This window comes from Erythrobacter ani (genome assembly GCF_019204025.1).
Lineage (GTDB): Bacteria > Pseudomonadota > Alphaproteobacteria > Sphingomonadales > Sphingomonadaceae > Erythrobacter > Erythrobacter ani.
Genome location: NZ_JAGSPB010000002.1, coordinates 1,111,277 through 1,126,525 on the forward strand (window position 1 = coordinate 1,111,277; position 15,249 = coordinate 1,126,525).

General features: G+C 59.2%; 14 protein-coding genes. 13 read left to right on the plus strand and 1 reads right to left on the minus strand.

Annotated elements, in window-relative coordinates; genetic code table 11:
- Window position 1: 1 nt before the first annotated feature.
- The 10 genes from nuoI to KCG45_RS12430 all read left to right on the plus strand — a co-directional run bounded on the left by nuoI (window position 2) and on the right by KCG45_RS12430 (window position 10,009).
- Complete coding sequence (nuoI, locus tag KCG45_RS12385; RefSeq protein ID WP_218317506.1) at window positions 2–490, plus strand: NADH-quinone oxidoreductase subunit NuoI; 489 nt, start codon at window positions 2–4, stop codon at window positions 488–490.
- A gap of 45 nt (window positions 491–535) precedes the next feature.
- Window positions 536–1,159: an NADH-quinone oxidoreductase subunit J gene (locus KCG45_RS12390; protein ID WP_218317507.1), complete on the plus strand. Its 624-nt coding sequence runs from the start codon at window positions 536–538 to the stop codon at window positions 1,157–1,159.
- Window positions 1,156–1,461, plus strand: coding sequence for an NADH-quinone oxidoreductase subunit NuoK (gene nuoK / locus KCG45_RS12395; RefSeq protein WP_218317508.1), 306 nt, complete (start codon window positions 1,156–1,158; stop codon window positions 1,459–1,461). Before KCG45_RS12390 ends, nuoK begins: the two co-directional genes overlap by 4 nt.
- A gap of 6 nt (window positions 1,462–1,467) precedes the next feature.
- Window positions 1,468–3,477, plus strand: a complete 2,010-nt coding sequence (gene nuoL / locus KCG45_RS12400) for an NADH-quinone oxidoreductase subunit L (protein WP_218317509.1) — start codon at window positions 1,468–1,470, stop codon at window positions 3,475–3,477.
- Entirely contained in the window at window positions 3,477–5,015 is a 1,539-nt protein-coding gene (locus KCG45_RS12405; RefSeq protein ID WP_218317510.1) for an NADH-quinone oxidoreductase subunit M, read from the plus strand. The genes nuoL and KCG45_RS12405 overlap by 1 nt, the downstream gene beginning before the upstream one ends.
- Window positions 5,015–6,493 carry an NADH-quinone oxidoreductase subunit NuoN gene (gene nuoN, locus KCG45_RS12410; protein WP_218317511.1) on the plus strand — a complete coding sequence of 493 codons (1,479 nt, stop codon included), beginning with the start codon at window positions 5,015–5,017 and terminating at the stop codon, window positions 6,491–6,493. Before KCG45_RS12405 ends, nuoN begins: the two co-directional genes overlap by 1 nt.
- Window positions 6,490–7,215 (plus strand): biotin--[acetyl-CoA-carboxylase] ligase, encoded by a 726-nt coding sequence (locus KCG45_RS12415; protein WP_255548161.1) that lies wholly within the window; start codon window positions 6,490–6,492, stop codon window positions 7,213–7,215. Before nuoN ends, KCG45_RS12415 begins: the two co-directional genes overlap by 4 nt.
- Window positions 7,216–7,226: 11 nt before the next feature.
- Complete coding sequence (locus KCG45_RS12420) at window positions 7,227–8,018, plus strand: type III pantothenate kinase (protein WP_218317512.1); 792 nt, start codon at window positions 7,227–7,229, stop codon at window positions 8,016–8,018.
- A 102-nt stretch (window positions 8,019–8,120) separates the two neighbouring features.
- Window positions 8,121–9,719, plus strand: a complete 1,599-nt coding sequence (locus KCG45_RS12425; protein WP_255548163.1) for a ribonuclease J — start codon at window positions 8,121–8,123, stop codon at window positions 9,717–9,719.
- Window positions 9,719–10,009, plus strand: a complete 291-nt coding sequence (locus tag KCG45_RS12430) for a DUF1467 family protein (RefSeq protein ID WP_218317514.1) — start codon at window positions 9,719–9,721, stop codon at window positions 10,007–10,009. The genes KCG45_RS12425 and KCG45_RS12430 overlap by 1 nt, the downstream gene beginning before the upstream one ends.
- Here the strand turns inward: KCG45_RS12430 and KCG45_RS12435 are convergent.
- Window positions 10,006–12,564 (minus strand): coiled-coil domain-containing protein, encoded by a 2,559-nt coding sequence (locus KCG45_RS12435; RefSeq protein ID WP_255548164.1) that lies wholly within the window; start codon window positions 12,562–12,564, stop codon window positions 10,006–10,008. The genes KCG45_RS12430 and KCG45_RS12435 overlap by 4 nt on opposite strands.
- A 70-nt stretch (window positions 12,565–12,634) precedes the next feature.
- Here KCG45_RS12435 and KCG45_RS12440 point away from each other — a divergent pair, with 70 nt between their 5' ends.
- From KCG45_RS12440 to KCG45_RS12450, 3 genes are all read left to right on the plus strand, one after another.
- Window positions 12,635–12,934: an Hpt domain-containing protein gene (locus KCG45_RS12440; protein ID WP_218317515.1), complete on the plus strand. Its 300-nt coding sequence runs from the start codon at window positions 12,635–12,637 to the stop codon at window positions 12,932–12,934.
- A gap of 113 nt (window positions 12,935–13,047) precedes the next feature.
- Window positions 13,048–14,244 (plus strand): hypothetical protein, encoded by a 1,197-nt coding sequence (locus KCG45_RS12445; protein ID WP_218317516.1) that lies wholly within the window; start codon window positions 13,048–13,050, stop codon window positions 14,242–14,244.
- Between the two features lie 40 nt (window positions 14,245–14,284).
- The gene (locus tag KCG45_RS12450; RefSeq protein ID WP_218317517.1) at window positions 14,285–15,244 is read left to right on the plus strand and encodes a hypothetical protein; all 960 of its coding nucleotides are present in this window, start codon (window positions 14,285–14,287) and stop codon (window positions 15,242–15,244) included.
- Window positions 15,245–15,249: the final 5 nt, after the last annotated feature.

The window sequence follows — 15,249 nt, forward strand, 5'->3', positions numbered from 1 at the left end:
GATGACCACCGCAACCCAGCTCCTCAAATCTTTCACCTTGTGGGAATTCCTCAAGGCGCATGCGCTGACCCTGAAGTATTTCTTCAAGCCCAAGGTCACGATCAACTATCCGTTCGAGAAGTCGCCGCTTTCCCCGCGTTTTCGCGGTGAGCATGCGCTGCGCCGCTATCCCAATGGCGAAGAGCGCTGCATTGCGTGTAAATTGTGTGAGGCCGTTTGCCCCGCGCAGGCGATCACCATCGAGAGCGAACCGCGCGAAGACGGCAGCCGCCGCACCACGCGTTACGACATCGACATGACCAAGTGTATTTATTGCGGTTTTTGTCAGGAAGCTTGCCCCGTCGATGCCATCGTCGAGGGACCAAACTTCGAATATGCCACCGAAACACGCGAGGAGCTGCTCTATGACAAGGCCAAGCTGCTTGCGAATGGTGACAAATGGGAACGGGCCATCGCGGCCAATCTTGAAGCCGACGCGCCGTATCGTTAAGGGCGCGCCCAAGCCAGTTAATGGTGGGACGGAAAAACAGGGATCATGATTCAAGCCATCGCATTCTACCTGTTCGCAGGTCTGGTCATCGCAAGCGCGGTCATGGTCATCATGTCGCGCAACCCGGTGCATTCCGTCCTGTGGCTCATTCTCGCCTTCTTCAACGCGGCGGGCCTGATGGTGCTTGTCGGCGCCGAGTTTATCGCGATGCTGCTGGTGATCGTCTATGTCGGGGCAGTCGCGGTGCTGTTCCTGTTCGTCGTGATGATGCTCGATATCGATTTCGCTGCGATGCGGGCCGGCTTCATCAAGAACTTCCCGCTGGGTATCGCGATAGCGCTGATTTTGCTCGCAGAATTGCTGCTGGGCGTCGGTGCCTACAATGCGGGCGGGCTCGAACTGGGCACGCCTGATGGTGCCGCCGCGCAGGGCATTGGGCAAAGCAATATCGAGGCGATCGGCGGGCTCTTGTATGGCCGTTATATCCTGCTGTTCGAGATTGCCGGGATTATCCTCCTGGTGGCCATGATCGGCGCCATCGTTCTGACCTTCCAGCCGCCCAAGCCGGGTGCGCGAGGCCGTCAGGACGTGGGCAAGCAGATCGCCCGCCGCCTACATGAGGCCACCGTCATGAAAAATCCCGAAGTCGGGCAGGGGGTCGAGCTATGATCGGCGTAGAGCATTACCTCGTCGTCGGTGCGATCCTGTTCGTGCTTGGCGTGCTGGGCATTTTCCTCAATCGCAAGAACGTGATCGTCATCCTTATGGCGGTCGAGCTCATCCTTCTGGCGGTGAACATCAACCTAGTCGCGTTCAGCGCATTCATGGGCGACCTGGTCGGTCAGGTGTTCGCGATGCTGGTGCTGACCGTCGCGGCTGCCGAAGCGGCCATCGGCCTCGCCATCCTCGTCATCTACTTCCGAGGCCGCGGCACAATCGCGGTCGACGATGTAAACCGGATGAAGGGATAAGCACCGGTGCAGACCCAGATCCTCCTCATCGTGTTCCTGCCGCTGCTCGCGTCAATCATCGCGGGATTGGTGAACAAGAACGCGCCGAGCGTCTTTGCCAAGTCGATCACGACAGGCGCGCTTTTCGTGTCGGCTGCGCTCAGCTGGCCGATCTTCCTCGGCTTCCTCGGAGGCACCGCTACGGCCGAAGTCGTGCCGGTGCTGAAATGGGTGCAGTCGGGCGACATGACTTTCGACTGGGCGCTGCGCGTCGATGCGCTGACAGCTGTCATGCTGGTCGTCATCAACTCCGTGTCCGCGCTCGTGCACCTCTATTCGTGGGGGTACATGGAGGAAGACCCTGATCAGCCGCGCTTCTTCGCCTACCTCTCGTTGTTCACCTTCGCGATGCTGATGCTCGTGACTGCCGACAACCTCGTGCAGATGTTCTTCGGTTGGGAAGGGGTGGGGCTCGCCAGTTACCTGCTGATCGGTTTCTGGTTCAAGAAACCGAGTGCCGGAGCCGCCGCGATCAAGGCTTTTGTGGTCAACCGCGTCGGCGATCTTGGTTTCATGCTCGGCATCTTCGGCACGTTCCTCGTGTTTCAGACGACGTCGATTTCCGAAATCCTCGAAGCCGCACCGGCGATGAGCGGAACGACGATCGGCTTCCTCGGAATGCGCCTCTACACGATGGACATCCTGTGCATCCTTCTGTTCATCGGCGCGATGGGTAAATCGGCGCAGCTCTTCCTTCACACCTGGCTGCCCGATGCGATGGAAGGGCCGACGCCGGTTTCCGCGCTGATCCACGCCGCGACGATGGTTACCGCAGGCGTGTTCATGGTCTGCCGCCTGTCGCCCATGTTTGAGACCGCGCCGACCGCACTTGCGATTGTGACCGTGGTGGGCGCAGCGACCTGCTTCTTCGCCGCAACTATTGGCACGACGCAGTGGGACATCAAGCGAGTGATCGCCTATTCGACGTGCTCTCAGCTCGGCTACATGTTCTTTGCTGCCGGCGTCGGAGCGTATGGGGTCGCCATGTTCCACCTGTTTACGCACGCGTTTTTCAAGGCACTGCTGTTTCTGGGAGCGGGCTCGGTCATCCACGCGATGCACCACGAACAGGACATGCGGTATTACGGCGACCTCCGTAAGAAAATCCCGATTACCTTCTGGGCGATGATGGCAGGCACGCTCGCTATCACCGGGGTCGGTGTGCTTGGCGTGTTCGGTTTCGCCGGTTTCTACTCCAAGGATGCGATCCTGGAGGCGGCATTCGCGCGCGGCACCGGTATTTCGCAGTTTGCTTTCTGGGCGGGCGCGGTCGCGGCTTTGCTCACGAGTTTCTACAGCTGGCGTCTGATGTTCCTGACCTTCTGGGGCAAACCGCGCTGGATCGACAGCGAGCATATCCAGCATTCGGTGCACAAGACGCCGGAAGAGGCGGGCGCCGATACCACCGGCGGGTACAAGCCGCACGAAAGTCCATGGTCGATGCTTATCCCGTTGATTTTGTTGACGGTCGGCGCGGTTCTGGCCGGATACATATACAAATATCCGTTCATCGATGGATCGTCGGACGCTGTGAATGGCGCATTCTGGGGAGGCTCGATCTATTTTAACGAGAACCTCGTCCACGCGCTGCACGCCGTGCCGCTGTGGGTCAAATTGACTGCAACCGTGGTTATGATCACAGGATTCATCGGAGCCTACATCGCCTACATCGCGAAGCCTGATATTCCGGCGAAATTCGTCGAGAACTTCGGTTGGCTGCACCGCTTCGTGTACAACAAATGGTATTTCGACGAGCTCTATGATCGCATTTTCGTGAAGCCGGCCTTCTGGCTCGGTCGTCAGTTCTGGAAGCTGGGCGACATCGGCACGATCGACCGTTTCGGCCCGAATGGCATCGCATGGGTGGTCGAGCGCAGCTCGGGTGCCGCGAAAACGATCCAGTCGGGCTATCTCTACACATACGCGCTGATCATGCTGCTTGGCCTGATCGCGGCAATTACCTGGGTTCTGCTGTAATGGACGGCTTTCCGATCCTCACCACGATGATGCTGGTGCCTCTCGTGGGCGCTATCCTCTGCCTGTTCATCGGCGGGGCTGCGGCGCGCGGCGTGGCCCTGGCGGCGACACTGGCCACCTTCGCGCTCGGCGTCCTGCTATGGGCCAGCTACGATATAGGCGGCGCCCAATGGCAGTTTACCGAGCGAGCCGAGCTGTTCGAAGGCTTCTCCTACGCCTTGGGCATCGATGGCATTGCCTTGATGCTCATCATGCTCAGCGTCTTCCTTATGCCGATCTGCGTGCTTGCAAGCTGGACGTCCATCACGAAGCGCGTTGGCGAGTACATGAGCGCGTTCCTGTTCATGGAAGTGCTGATGATCGGCGTGTTCGCCGCGCAGGACCTGTTCCTGTTTTACATCTTCTTCGAGGCAGGTCTGATCCCGATGTATCTCATCATCGGGGTATGGGGCGGCGATAACCGCATCTACGCATCGTACAAGTTTTTCCTCTACACCCTGTTCGGATCGGTTCTCATGCTGATCGCCATGTTCTGGATGGTGGCCGAGGCCGGCACTTCGGATATTCCGACGCTGATGCAGTACGATTTCCCGGTAGCTGCGCAATTCTGGCTGTTCCTTGCCTTCTTCGCGAGCTTCGCCGTGAAGATGCCGATGTGGCCTGTCCACACATGGCTACCCGATGCACACGTCCAGGCACCCACCGCTGGCTCTGTCATCCTTGCAGGTGTCTTGCTGAAGCTCGGCGGTTATGGCTTTATCCGTTTCAGCCTGCCGATGTTCCCGGATGCGAGCGGAGAGCTTGCCTGGCTCATCTTCGCGCTATCGATGGTCGCAGTGGTCTACACCTCGCTCGTCGCCCTTGTTCAGCAGGACATGAAAAAGCTGATCGCCTATTCGTCGGTTGCGCATATGGCGCTCGTTACGGCGGGCCTGTTCGCCTTCAATGTTCAGGGGCTCGAAGGCGCGATGATGATCATGCTGGGCCACGGCCTGGTTTCCGGCGCGCTCTTCCTGTGTGTCGGTGTCATTTATGACCGGCTGCACACGCGCGAGATCGACCGGTATGGCGGCCTTTCAATCAACATGCCGTATTACGCGCTGTTCTTCCTCCTTTTCACGATGGCGAGCGTCGGCCTGCCCGGGACGAGCAATTTCATCGGCGAGTTCCTGGCGCTTGCGGGAATTTACCAGACATCGACCTGGGTGGCTTTCGTCTGCACCACGGGTATCATTCTTGGCGCTGCCTACATGCTTTACCTTTATCGCCGCGTCGCTTTTGGCGTGCAAAAGAACGAAGACGCCGCCGCAATGCCCGACATCACTGCCCGCGAGTGGGCGATGATGGCACCTATTGCCGCAGCGGTTCTGTGGATGGGTGTTTACCCTGAAAGCTTCCTTGCGCCGATGCGCGCCGACATCGCCGCGCTCGATGCCCGGATAGCATCGGCTGCGCCCGCGAATGACAGCCAGCTTGCCGATGGTGCACCGCGTGCGGAAGCTGCGAATGCGATTGCGCATGAAGGGGGAGAGCACTGATGGATTTCTCCTCTTCCTTTGCACTGATTGCGCCCGAACTGCTCCTTACCGGTACCGGTCTGGCGCTGCTCATGGTGGCCGCATGGGGCGGCGACAAGGCTGCGCGGTTCGTCGCAATTGCAGCGGTGACGGCGTTGTTCGGCGCGGGCTTCATGCTCGTGCCCGGCCTTCACTTCGGCACCGATGGGCCCGAAACGATCGCATTCGGCGGGCTCATGCGCGTCGATAGCTTCGCACTGTTCGCGAAAGCGCTCATTTACCTCGCCGCGATTGCCTGTCTCATGGTTGCCCCGGCATTCTTCAATTCGGCCGCAGCCGGTCAGGAGCGGGGTCTGCGTTCGGAATATCCCGTGCTTATCCTGTTCGCGGCCCTCGGCATGAGCATCATGGTTTCAGCCGGCGATTTCATGACGCTTTACCTCGGCCTCGAGCTAAACAGCCTGGCATCATACGTTCTCGCCGCGATCCTGCGGCGCGACACGCGTTCGGCCGAGGCTGGTCTCAAATATTTCGTTCTGGGCGCGCTTGCATCGGGGATCCTGCTCTACGGCATGAGCCTGCTGTACGGTTTTACTGGAGGAACAGACTTTGCGACGGTCCGCGCCGGTCTGACGGGCGAACTCGCAGTCGGTGCACTGTTCGGGCTGATCTTCGTCCTTGCAGGGCTGGCGTTCAAGATCGCAGCCGTGCCGTTCCATATGTGGACCCCGGACGTCTATGAGGGCGCTCCGACGCCGGTGACGATGTTCTTTGCCACCGCACCGAAAGTAGCAGCCGTTGCGTTGACTGCGCGCGTAGTGTTCGAAGTGTTCGGTGCGCAGGTCACCGCTTGGCAGCAAATCGTGATGTTCACCGCGCTCGCTTCGATCATCTTCGGTGCACTGGGAGCGATCGGTCAGGAAAACCTCAAACGCCTGCTTGCCTATTCGTCCATCAACAATGTCGGCTTCATCCTGCTCGGCCTCGCCGTCGCCAACGAAGCGGGCGCAAGCGCCATGCTGGTCTATCTGTTTATCTACGTCGCGATGAGCCTCGGCGGATTTACGGCATTGCTGATGCTGCGGAGCGAGGATGGCGACCTGTTTGAAACCTTTGCCGACATTCGCGGACTTTCGGTGACCCAACCGGCAATCGCGTGGTGCCTGCTGCTCTTCATGTTCAGCCTCGCCGGAATTCCGCCGCTGCTCGGTTTCTACAGCAAATTCGTAGTCTTTCAGGCGACGGTTGAAGCGGGCCTGGTAGCGTTTGGTGCGATCGCGATCGCGGCGAGTGTGATCGGCGCATTTTATTACATCAAATTCGTCAAGGTCATGTTCTTCGATGAGCCGGCCGATGTGGTGAAGGGATCGAGCGGAACCGCGCATTGGGCGCTGCTGTTCCTGACTGCGGCGATCATCTCACCTCTTGGATACCTGCTCACACCGTCGCTTACCGATCTTGCCGACAAGGCTGCAGCGGCCCTGTTCCTGGCGGTTTGAACCCTGCTACCATCATCACCGTCGTATCCGAGACGGGATCGACCAACGCCGATCTCGCCGCGGCGATCAGGCGCGGTGAGAGACAATCGGAAGGCGCGTGGCTGGTCGCAGAACGCCAGACCGCTGGCCGTGGTCGTCAGGGGCGCGAATGGTTCGATGGCTTCGGCAACTTCATGGGTTCGACGGTCGTCGAATTGAAGGAAGGGGACAAGGCACCGGCGACCCTGTCCTTCGCGGCGGCCTTGGCGGTTAACGACGCGGTCGAAAATGCGATTGGCGGCGCGGGCAAGGTCGAGCTCAAATGGCCGAACGACGTCATGCTGGACGGCGGTAAGCTCTCGGGCATCCTACTCGAAATGGTCGATGACCATGTGATTGTAGGAATTGGTGTCAATCTGGCGCAGGCGCCGAGCTTGCCTGACCGCAAGGCCGCAGCGATCGCGGACGTGACGAGCGCTCCGGCGCCGCAGCAATTCGCCCAGGCACTCGCAGGCTCATTCGCCCGCCAGCTTCACCTCTGGCGCAACAATAACCTTGCCGACCTGCTAACCCGTTTTCTGAAGCGCTCGCTCCATGCTCAAGGTGCACCTGTCAGAGTGCATGATGGAGATGGTGAATGTGTCGATGGGACTTTCGCCGGGCTGGAAGAAAGCGACGGCGCACTTCGCCTTCGCTTGGCGGATGGCTCTGAACGTGTCATTCGCGCCGGAGATATCTCGTAGGAGAGGATGCCATGCTTCTGGCCGCCGATGTAGGAAACACCAATGTGGTATTTGCGCTGTTCGAACCGAACGGGGAGGGCGGCTTCACTGCGCGTGCGCGCTGGCGCATAGCCAGCGACCCCCGCCGCACGGGCGACGAATACGCCGTGTGGCTGCTGCAATTGCTTTCGATCGAGGGGGTGAGCCGCGAAGAAATCACGCAGATCGTCTTCGCCTCTGTCGTGCCGCGCGCGGATCATAATCTCAGTGTACTCGCCCAGAAATATTTCGGTATCACCCCGCTGAAGGCGGGCGAGGGCAAGGCGGCGTGGCAATTTGAGATCGATGTCGATCAACCAAGCTCGCTCGGCGCAGACCGGGCCTTGAATATCCTTGCCGCGCACCGCAAATATGGAGGTGACCTGATCGTCATCGATTTTGGCACTGCGACCAAGTTCGAAGCGATCGATTTCAACGGTACCTATAAAGGCGGCTCGATAGCGCCGGGAATCAACCTCTCTCTCGACGCGTTGGTCGGCAAGACGGCGAAACTACCCCGTATCGCTATCCGCGCCCCAGCTTCCACAAGCGTTATCGGACGCAACACAGAGGATCAGATGCTGATCGGAGTGTTCTGGGGCTATGTCGCCATGATGGAGGGCATCGTTGAGCGCATGAAGGTCGAGATCGGTCGACCCGCTAAGGTTGTTGCAACAGGCGGGTTGGCGATACTTTTCGACGATGCGACCGAAATTTTCGATTACGTCGATGCCGACCTCACGATTGAGGGGCTTGCCATTCTGGCTGAGCAGGCATCGGGCTGATTATCACTCAAATACAAAGATTTATGAAGCTAAGTGAAAAAGAACTTTAAACCCGAGAACGAACTGCTTTTCCTTGCCCTAGGTGGCTCTGGAGAGATTGGCATGAACGTTAATCTCTATGGCTGCGATGGCAAATGGCTGATGGTCGACCTCGGCATGACCTTCTCAGGAAACGAATATCCCGGCGTGGACCTTGTCTTCGCCGATCTCGATTTCATCGAAGAGAGAACACGCGATCTGCTCGGGATCGTGCTGACCCATGCGCATGAAGATCACATCGGGGCGGTTCCCTACTTCGCTGGCGAACTGGGAGTGCCGCTTTATGCGACGCCGTTCACAGCCGATCTGGTCGCGCGTAAGCTCGACGAGGCAGGGCTGCTCGGCAAGGTGAAGCTGAATATCATCGAAGAAGACCATGGACAGTTGGACATCGGCCCGTTTTCGGTAACTTACATCCCGCTCGCCCATTCGATTGCCGAAGGCAACGCCCTGCTGATCGACACGCCTTACGGCCGCGTATTCCACACCGGCGACTGGAAGCTCGACGAAGATCCGATCATCGGTGAGCCAACGACCGAAGAGGAACTCCGCGCAATTGGTGCGGAAGGTGTTCACACGCTCGTGTGCGATTCAACCAATGTGTTCAATCCCAACCCCTCGGGGTCTGAAGGAGGCGTGCATCAGGCTCTGATGGAAGAGGTCGCCCGGCATAGTGGGAAGCGCGTCCTGGTCACCACATTTGCAAGCAATGTTGCGCGCTTGCAGACGCTCGGCGAAGTGGCCCGCGAAACGGGAAGGCAGGTCTGCGTCGCAGGTCGTTCTCTCGACCGGATCATCGAAGTCGCGCAGGATAACGGCTATCTCGAGGATTTCCCCGAAACGGTCGATTTCGACACCGCGATGAGCTTGCCTCGCGGCGAAATACTCATCCTTGCAACGGGCGGTCAGGGAGAGCCGCGCGCCGCGCTGTCACGAATTGCCGACAGCAACCACCCGATCGAGCTGACCGGAGGCGATGTGGTGCTGTTCTCGTCTCGCCAGATCCCGGGTAACGAGATTGCCATTGGCAAGATCCAGAACATGCTGGCCGCACGAGGCATTACGATGGTGACCGACCGCCAGGCAGGCATCCATGTTTCAGGCCACCCGGGACGCCCCGAACTCGAAGCGCTTTACGAGTGGCTCCAGCCAGAAGTGCTCGTGCCGGTGCACGGCGAAATCCGTCATATGCGCGAGCAAGCCAAGGTTGGGAAAGAGAGCGGCATTCCGCACAACATCGTCCAATCCAACGGCGATATCGTGCGCCTCGCCCCCGGTGAGCCCGGACGCTTGGCGCAGGTGCGCCATGGCCGCCTTGTCCTGGACGGCGACATCATCACCCCTGCCGATGGCGAGGCAGTTACGATGCGCCGCCGCATTGCCGCGGAAGGCGTTATCGTCGTCGTGCTTTACCGCGGGGAGGCGCCTGCGATCGAGGCGATAGGACTGCCTTTGGACGAAGACCTCCCAGAGTTCGTAGAAGAAGCCCAGGAAGATATCCTAAAAGCCATTGGCAAGCTCAAGGGCAAGAATGCCCAAGATCCAGCGGACGTCCACGAAGCCGCCCGGCTTGCCGCACGCCGCGCAGCTCGCCGCTGGGCTGGGAAGAGCCCCCAAGTCCGCGTCATTATGCCCGGGCGGATCAAGGAAGGTCGGCGCTGATGGCATGGACGTCGATCCTGGCGATCTACTTCCTGATCTGGGTCATGACCGCTTTCGTCATGCTGCCGTTTGGTGTGCGAACCGCCGATGAAGCGGGGGTCGACATCGTACCGGGGCAAGCGGAAAGCGCCCCGGTCAGCTTCCGGCCCGGCAAGCTAGCCATCCGCGCGACGGTGATTGCCAGCGTGCTCACTACGCTGTTCGTGCTCAATTACGAGTATGGATGGGTCGGGGTGGATGTTTTCGACATCCTGCCCGAACCCCCGAGCCACGTGGGATCGCGCGATTAGGCGCGCAAGCGTTCAATGGCTTGGGCCAAAACCACGTAAAGCTTGCCCATATCCGAGCCCAAAACCGTCACGCCGAGAGCGTGGCCATCGCGGGTCGAAAGCATCGAACGCAGCATCTTCTCGAAATCATGGATATAGCGGCTGACGTTCGCTCTGAACGTCTCGTCGTTCTGATAAAGATCGGCGATTTCGCGCGCCTCTCCGTTATCGATAAGGCGAACAGCACGGCGGGTAAATATGCCCCTATCTCCTTTGAGATAGGCATCCCACGCGGTGTCGGTGACATCTTGCGACAGAGCGCCGGTTATGTCGATCGCATTGGAATTCAGGCCGTCGGTTATCAGGGCCATGCGGCGGGAGAAGTCGTTGTTCACCTGTTCCTCGGCCAATTCGCGTGCTCGCGCGACACGCTGTTCGAGGTTTCCAGTGAGCTCGTTCACCTTGGCGAGTTGATCGCGCAGCTGGATGGTAGCTTCGCGCCCGACGCCTGAGGCATGAACAGCTGCCTCCTCTAGCTTACTGATTGTCTCCGAACTCTGGGTGCGCAGTGACCTCTCGAGCGCTTCGACAGCATCTGTGCTGATCGTATCGGCGAGCCCCGCGACTTTGTCACGAGCCCCCTCATCAAGCGCTGCAAAAGCAGAGCGTGTTGCATTCTCCAGCGTGCCAAGTGCCTGGCGAAGTGTTTCCTGCGTTTTCTCGCCAAAAGAAGCCCCTTCGCTCGAAAGCTTTGCAAATCCAGCTCTAAGGCCCTGCAACTTCGCCAGCGTGTCCTCGGACTGTTCGTTCAGCTTCGATTGCAGCGCGTCGATGGAGGAGTCGGTTTCCGAAAGCGCCTCTTGGGTTTTGATCAGGTAATCACTGAGATCGCCGCTTTGCTGGGTCGTGCGGGAAATAGCGCTGCTCAGCGCTTCTGCGCGCTCTTCCACATTGCCAAGATCGTTCGCTGCAACCCCGATTGCCTCGGGCAGATCTTCTCGGCTGTATTTCGCGCCCGACTGGATGATTTCCAGCAGACGGATGCCAGCATCGGTCAGGCTCGTTAGCTGAGCTTCCGTCTCTGACAGGGCTGCACGTTTCTGGGCGAGTTGTTCGTCGAGCTCGCGCATGCCAAGGCTAAGGCTCGCGCGCGTTTCGTCACCCTGTTTGCTGATTGCGCCGATCAACGCCCCCAACTGATCGAGCTGGTCGGTCATATCCTGACTGTGGGCGATCAGCTTGGCAGTTTCCGCCGTCTGGGCTTCGCGTCTTTCCGCGATCGCCTCGTCAAGTCCGGCAAGCCTTTGCGACAGCACCTCGCTTGCCTGCGCTTCGCGTGTATCGAAGTCGGCCTGCCTGCGCTCGATTTCCTCGTTGAAGCGGTGGTCTCTCTGAGCGAACAATTCATCGAAGCGGCTGACTTCATCCCGCAGCTCCTCCAACCGACTTTTGGCCGCTGCCGATGCATGCTGATCGAGCTTATCGAGCGAATCGACGGTCATGCCAACGTCGTCGTGCAACCTTTCCTTCGACTGGTGCAATTGTTCCATCGCTGCGACTTCGGCGTCGCGCAACTTGGTCGAAACCGCTTTCGTTTCGGCCTGAAGAAGGGTGATGCGCTCGCTGAGCGCGCCAAGTGCCATTTCTTCCGAACTTTCGACCTCGTCCCGATAGGTTTTCGTTTTCGCTTGCAGCATTTCGAAGCGATTTGCGACAAGTGCCTCGATCTTGGAAAGCTGGGTCTCGAAAACCGAAAGTGTCTCTCCAACCCGTTTTCCGAGTGCGTTGACCTGGACTTCGCTGGCCGACCCGAATTCATTCAATCGTTCGAACCCGCTAATGAGCTTTTCCACCTGCTCATGCGCTGTCCGACCGGCGTTTCCGACCTGGTTCGACACGTCACGCGCCGAATTCGCAACGACTGGCAAATCGTCGCGCAGTTTGGTCATGTTGGAAAGCGCGGCCTCACTGGTACTCCCTATGCGGTCCACCTGCTCCCCGTTCGTATGGATCAGATCCTGCAGTTCCGCAGCATGCGCCGAAATCTTCTCGCTCGCAATTCGCCCAAGGGATTCGAGTTCCAGTGATTGCGCCCCAAGGAATTCGCGCGCCATGCTGAGCTCGCGGTTCACGACATTCAGTCGGCGCTCCAATTGGGCACTTTCATGGCTGAGCATTGCGGCGGTATCTGCAAAACGCTGCGCTTCCGACCGAGAATTGCGCATGCCGATCAACCACGCGATACCAACGAGCAGTACCGGGACCGACCAATCGATGATCCAGCGCGTCCACTGAGCCGGTGGGGTTTCTGCCGCGGCCAGCAATTCGGCACGCATTGCCCATCCATAAAGCGCGGTCCAAGCAATGCTGGCGGCAATGGCGAGCGCGGGAAGGAACCAACCGAAACGTGATCGCTCGTCGACGATGTCTTCGTCGTAAACTTCCGATTCTGCCAAATCGTAGGTCTCAGCTGCTGCGTCTGCGGAAGCGGCGCTGTCTTCCGTCGTCGCGATTTCGACTGAGCTGCCATCGGGTTCTGGCCCGATGGCGCGAATGGTGTGATTTCCTCCGGTCATCTCAGTAAGATACCACAGGATCGGTCAGGATAAACCCCGCTTTAACCTTACGGCGTTTAAGCCGCACCACATGGCTTATGAAAATGGTGCACTCGATGCGACTCTGGCTGCTGCCGCAGGCGATGATCCTGCGCTGATTCGGGAGCTTCGTGGTGCCTTTTTCGAAAGCGCGAGCAAGCAGCTCGATCTCCTCAAACGCTCGCGCTGCGACGGGAATTGGAACGTCGCGGCATTGCGATTGAAAGGCTTGGCGGCGAGTTTTCATTCGGAGGAACTGATGGTGGCCGCCGAAAACGCTCTCAGTTCGGCCCCTGGAGAGCCTGCAGCGATCAGGGGCATCGAGGACGTGCTTGGAAGTTTCTCCGCATAAAGCCGCCGATATCCCGATTGCCCCTCACGCAATTACGGGAAATCGCGACGTCATGCTTGAAGCGAACATGGCAAGGCGGGTAGCGAGGGGACTTAACTGAAAAGGTCCCGAGCTTGATTACCGCTGTCCTGTCGGCCCGCAAACGCACCGAAGCTGGAGAACTGCGCGCGGGATTGACGCTGAATGGGCGGTCAGTCCTGGTCTGGCAGGCCGAGACACTGCGCAAGCTGGGTGCCGAGCGGTTTGTTTGCCTTCACGAATATCCATGCGAAGAGACCGATGAGCTAAGGGAGCATGTGGAATCGCTTGGTTGCGCATTCCATGCTGTCCAGACTCATGCTCAGTTGATCGCGCACCTTCACTCGGACGATCTGCTCATTTTCATGGCGGACGGACTGGTGGCAGATGAAAGGATTTCCCGGAGCCTGTTGTCGTCATCCCAAGGCCCCGTGAAGGGCATCCTCACCTTGCCATCCAATCACGAACTGGCGCAGGCGTTCCCGGAAGATTTCGAGCGCATCGATGCGACTCGGAATTGGGGTGGTCTGGCGGTTGTGCCGGCAGCGATTGCACAAAGGCTGGGTGAGCTGCCGCCAGACGGTGAAGTTCTTTCGCTGCTGTTGAGGATTGCCCTGCAAGCCCGCACTCCGATGATCGCGCTTCCTCCGGAAGAGATCGATGAAGGCGACTGGCTGATAACCCGTAGCGTTGCGGCCGCCCGATCGTATCAGCGTGCGATTCTGGAGAGATACTCGGAAGATATCCCCTGGACGGCGCCATTCGATGCGATGGCTTCACAGATGGTTCAGCGATTGACCCCGTCCGGACTGCCTTGGGGCGCGACGATCAGTTTGGCTGCAGCGGCCACATTGCACGTGAGTGCTGGGTTGCTCGCTTGGAACGGGTTCGCGGGTTGGGCGATTACCGCTGCTGCCGTGGGGGTTTTCATGTTCTCCCTGGCCTCGACATGGAGGCGTCTGCAATCGGCGATTTTTGGAACGGGCCATGGTGAAGCTCGATCACGACTTTTCGGCCCCGCGATCACGATTGCCACGATTGCCGTGTTGTTTCTGGCGACATTGGATCAGGCAACGCTCCCGGCATTGCTCGCGCTTCCGGTCCTCGCCATCGGGCTCTCGATACTCGCCAGCAAGGATGTATCGCCCTTTTTGCGTGCTTTCTGGAACGACAGGACGCTGCACCTCGCAATGCTGGCAGGATGCGCATTTGGCGGTTTGCTCTCCGAGGGTCTTGCATTGATGGCACTTGCGGCTCTGTCTCAGTTGATGCTTCGCGCATCTCGAGACTAAGCTAACGCGGGCTTAACCAAACCCGTGTAAGGGCAGTTCAATGGGCAAGACTGCAACAGATATGGACAAGCGAGCCGAGGCGAGGATGCCTGCCGTGGAAGCGCTCCTGAGGGATGAACTTTCCCGCGGTGACCGCGCGCTGCGCAGCGTCCCGCCTGTGCTCTCGCATATGCTCGCAAGCTCGGGACATTCCTTGGTAAGTGATGCGATCGTTGCGCGGCTGCGCGGAATGCTCGCATCTCTGTCCATGCAATTGCTTGCCGCAAAGGACGCAGGTTGGCAGCCGGGCGAAGAAACCGCTGAACTGGACCGATTGTCTGACCGCCTCGCCAGTGACAGCGTGGTCCTGAGTTATTGCTACGCGATGGCGATGGAAGGCCATCTTGCCGAGAAATTCGAGCAGCGCGCGTCGATTGATCCCATTCTCAGCCCATTGCTGCAAGAATTGATCGCGTCCGAAAACGCTGCAACCGCAGATATGGCCATGAGCACGCTGGCGGCCCAGTCGCGGTTTGTTCAGAGCCAGCGCAGGATGGACCTGCCTTTGGCCGAACTTCCAGCGGAACTGTTTCACGCAGTTCTGAAAAGGTGGGAAGCGCACAATCGCAACGACCCAGCGATGTCTCCGGCGCTAAAGGCTCTCAAGGCCGAGTACGATGAAGGTGCGAGCCGGATCGGATTGCTGGCGAGGCTGGTCAGTTCAATGCGCGGAGGAGCGTTCGTCGCTCTCCAGCTCGATCACGCAGGATTTGCGCTCTTTGCGAGCGCATTGTCCGCCCTGAGCAAGCAGCCACGCGAACTTGCGGTCCTCGCCTGCCATGAGCATCAAGCCGCCCGGCTTGCGCTCAGTCTTCGTGCGTCGGGGCTCGATATGGCCGCAATTGAAGCCCAGTTCGGGCTTCTTCATCCGGATGAGCGGCTGCCGCGCGACATCGAGGCAATTGCCCCAGAACGGGCCAGTATCCTGTTAAACAATTCCAATGCGCGGGACGCTGGGTGACTAGG

Bases quoted from the DNA above. Each gene is read 5' to 3' on its own strand.
- nuoI (WP_218317506.1), top strand. From the start codon at position 2: ATGACCACCGCAACCCAGCTCCTCAAATCTTTCACCTTGTGGGAATTC.
- KCG45_RS12390 (WP_218317507.1), top strand. From the start codon at position 536: ATGATTCAAGCCATCGCATTCTACCTGTTCGCAGGTCTGGTCATCGCA.
- nuoK (WP_218317508.1), top strand. From the start codon at position 1,156: ATGATCGGCGTAGAGCATTACCTCGTCGTCGGTGCGATCCTGTTCGTG.
- KCG45_RS12405 (WP_218317510.1), top strand. From the start codon at position 3,477: ATGGACGGCTTTCCGATCCTCACCACGATGATGCTGGTGCCTCTCGTG.
- nuoN (WP_218317511.1), top strand. From the start codon at position 5,015: ATGGATTTCTCCTCTTCCTTTGCACTGATTGCGCCCGAACTGCTCCTT.
- KCG45_RS12420 (WP_218317512.1), top strand. From the start codon at position 7,227: ATGCTTCTGGCCGCCGATGTAGGAAACACCAATGTGGTATTTGCGCTG.
- KCG45_RS12425 (WP_255548163.1), top strand. From the start codon at position 8,121: ATGAACGTTAATCTCTATGGCTGCGATGGCAAATGGCTGATGGTCGAC.
- KCG45_RS12430 (WP_218317514.1), top strand. From the start codon at position 9,719: ATGGCATGGACGTCGATCCTGGCGATCTACTTCCTGATCTGGGTCATG.
- KCG45_RS12435 (WP_255548164.1), bottom strand. From the start codon at position 12,564: ATGACCGGAGGAAATCACACCATTCGCGCCATCGGGCCAGAACCCGAT.
- KCG45_RS12440 (WP_218317515.1), top strand. From the start codon at position 12,635: ATGGCTTATGAAAATGGTGCACTCGATGCGACTCTGGCTGCTGCCGCA.
- KCG45_RS12450 (WP_218317517.1), top strand. From the start codon at position 14,285: ATGGGCAAGACTGCAACAGATATGGACAAGCGAGCCGAGGCGAGGATG.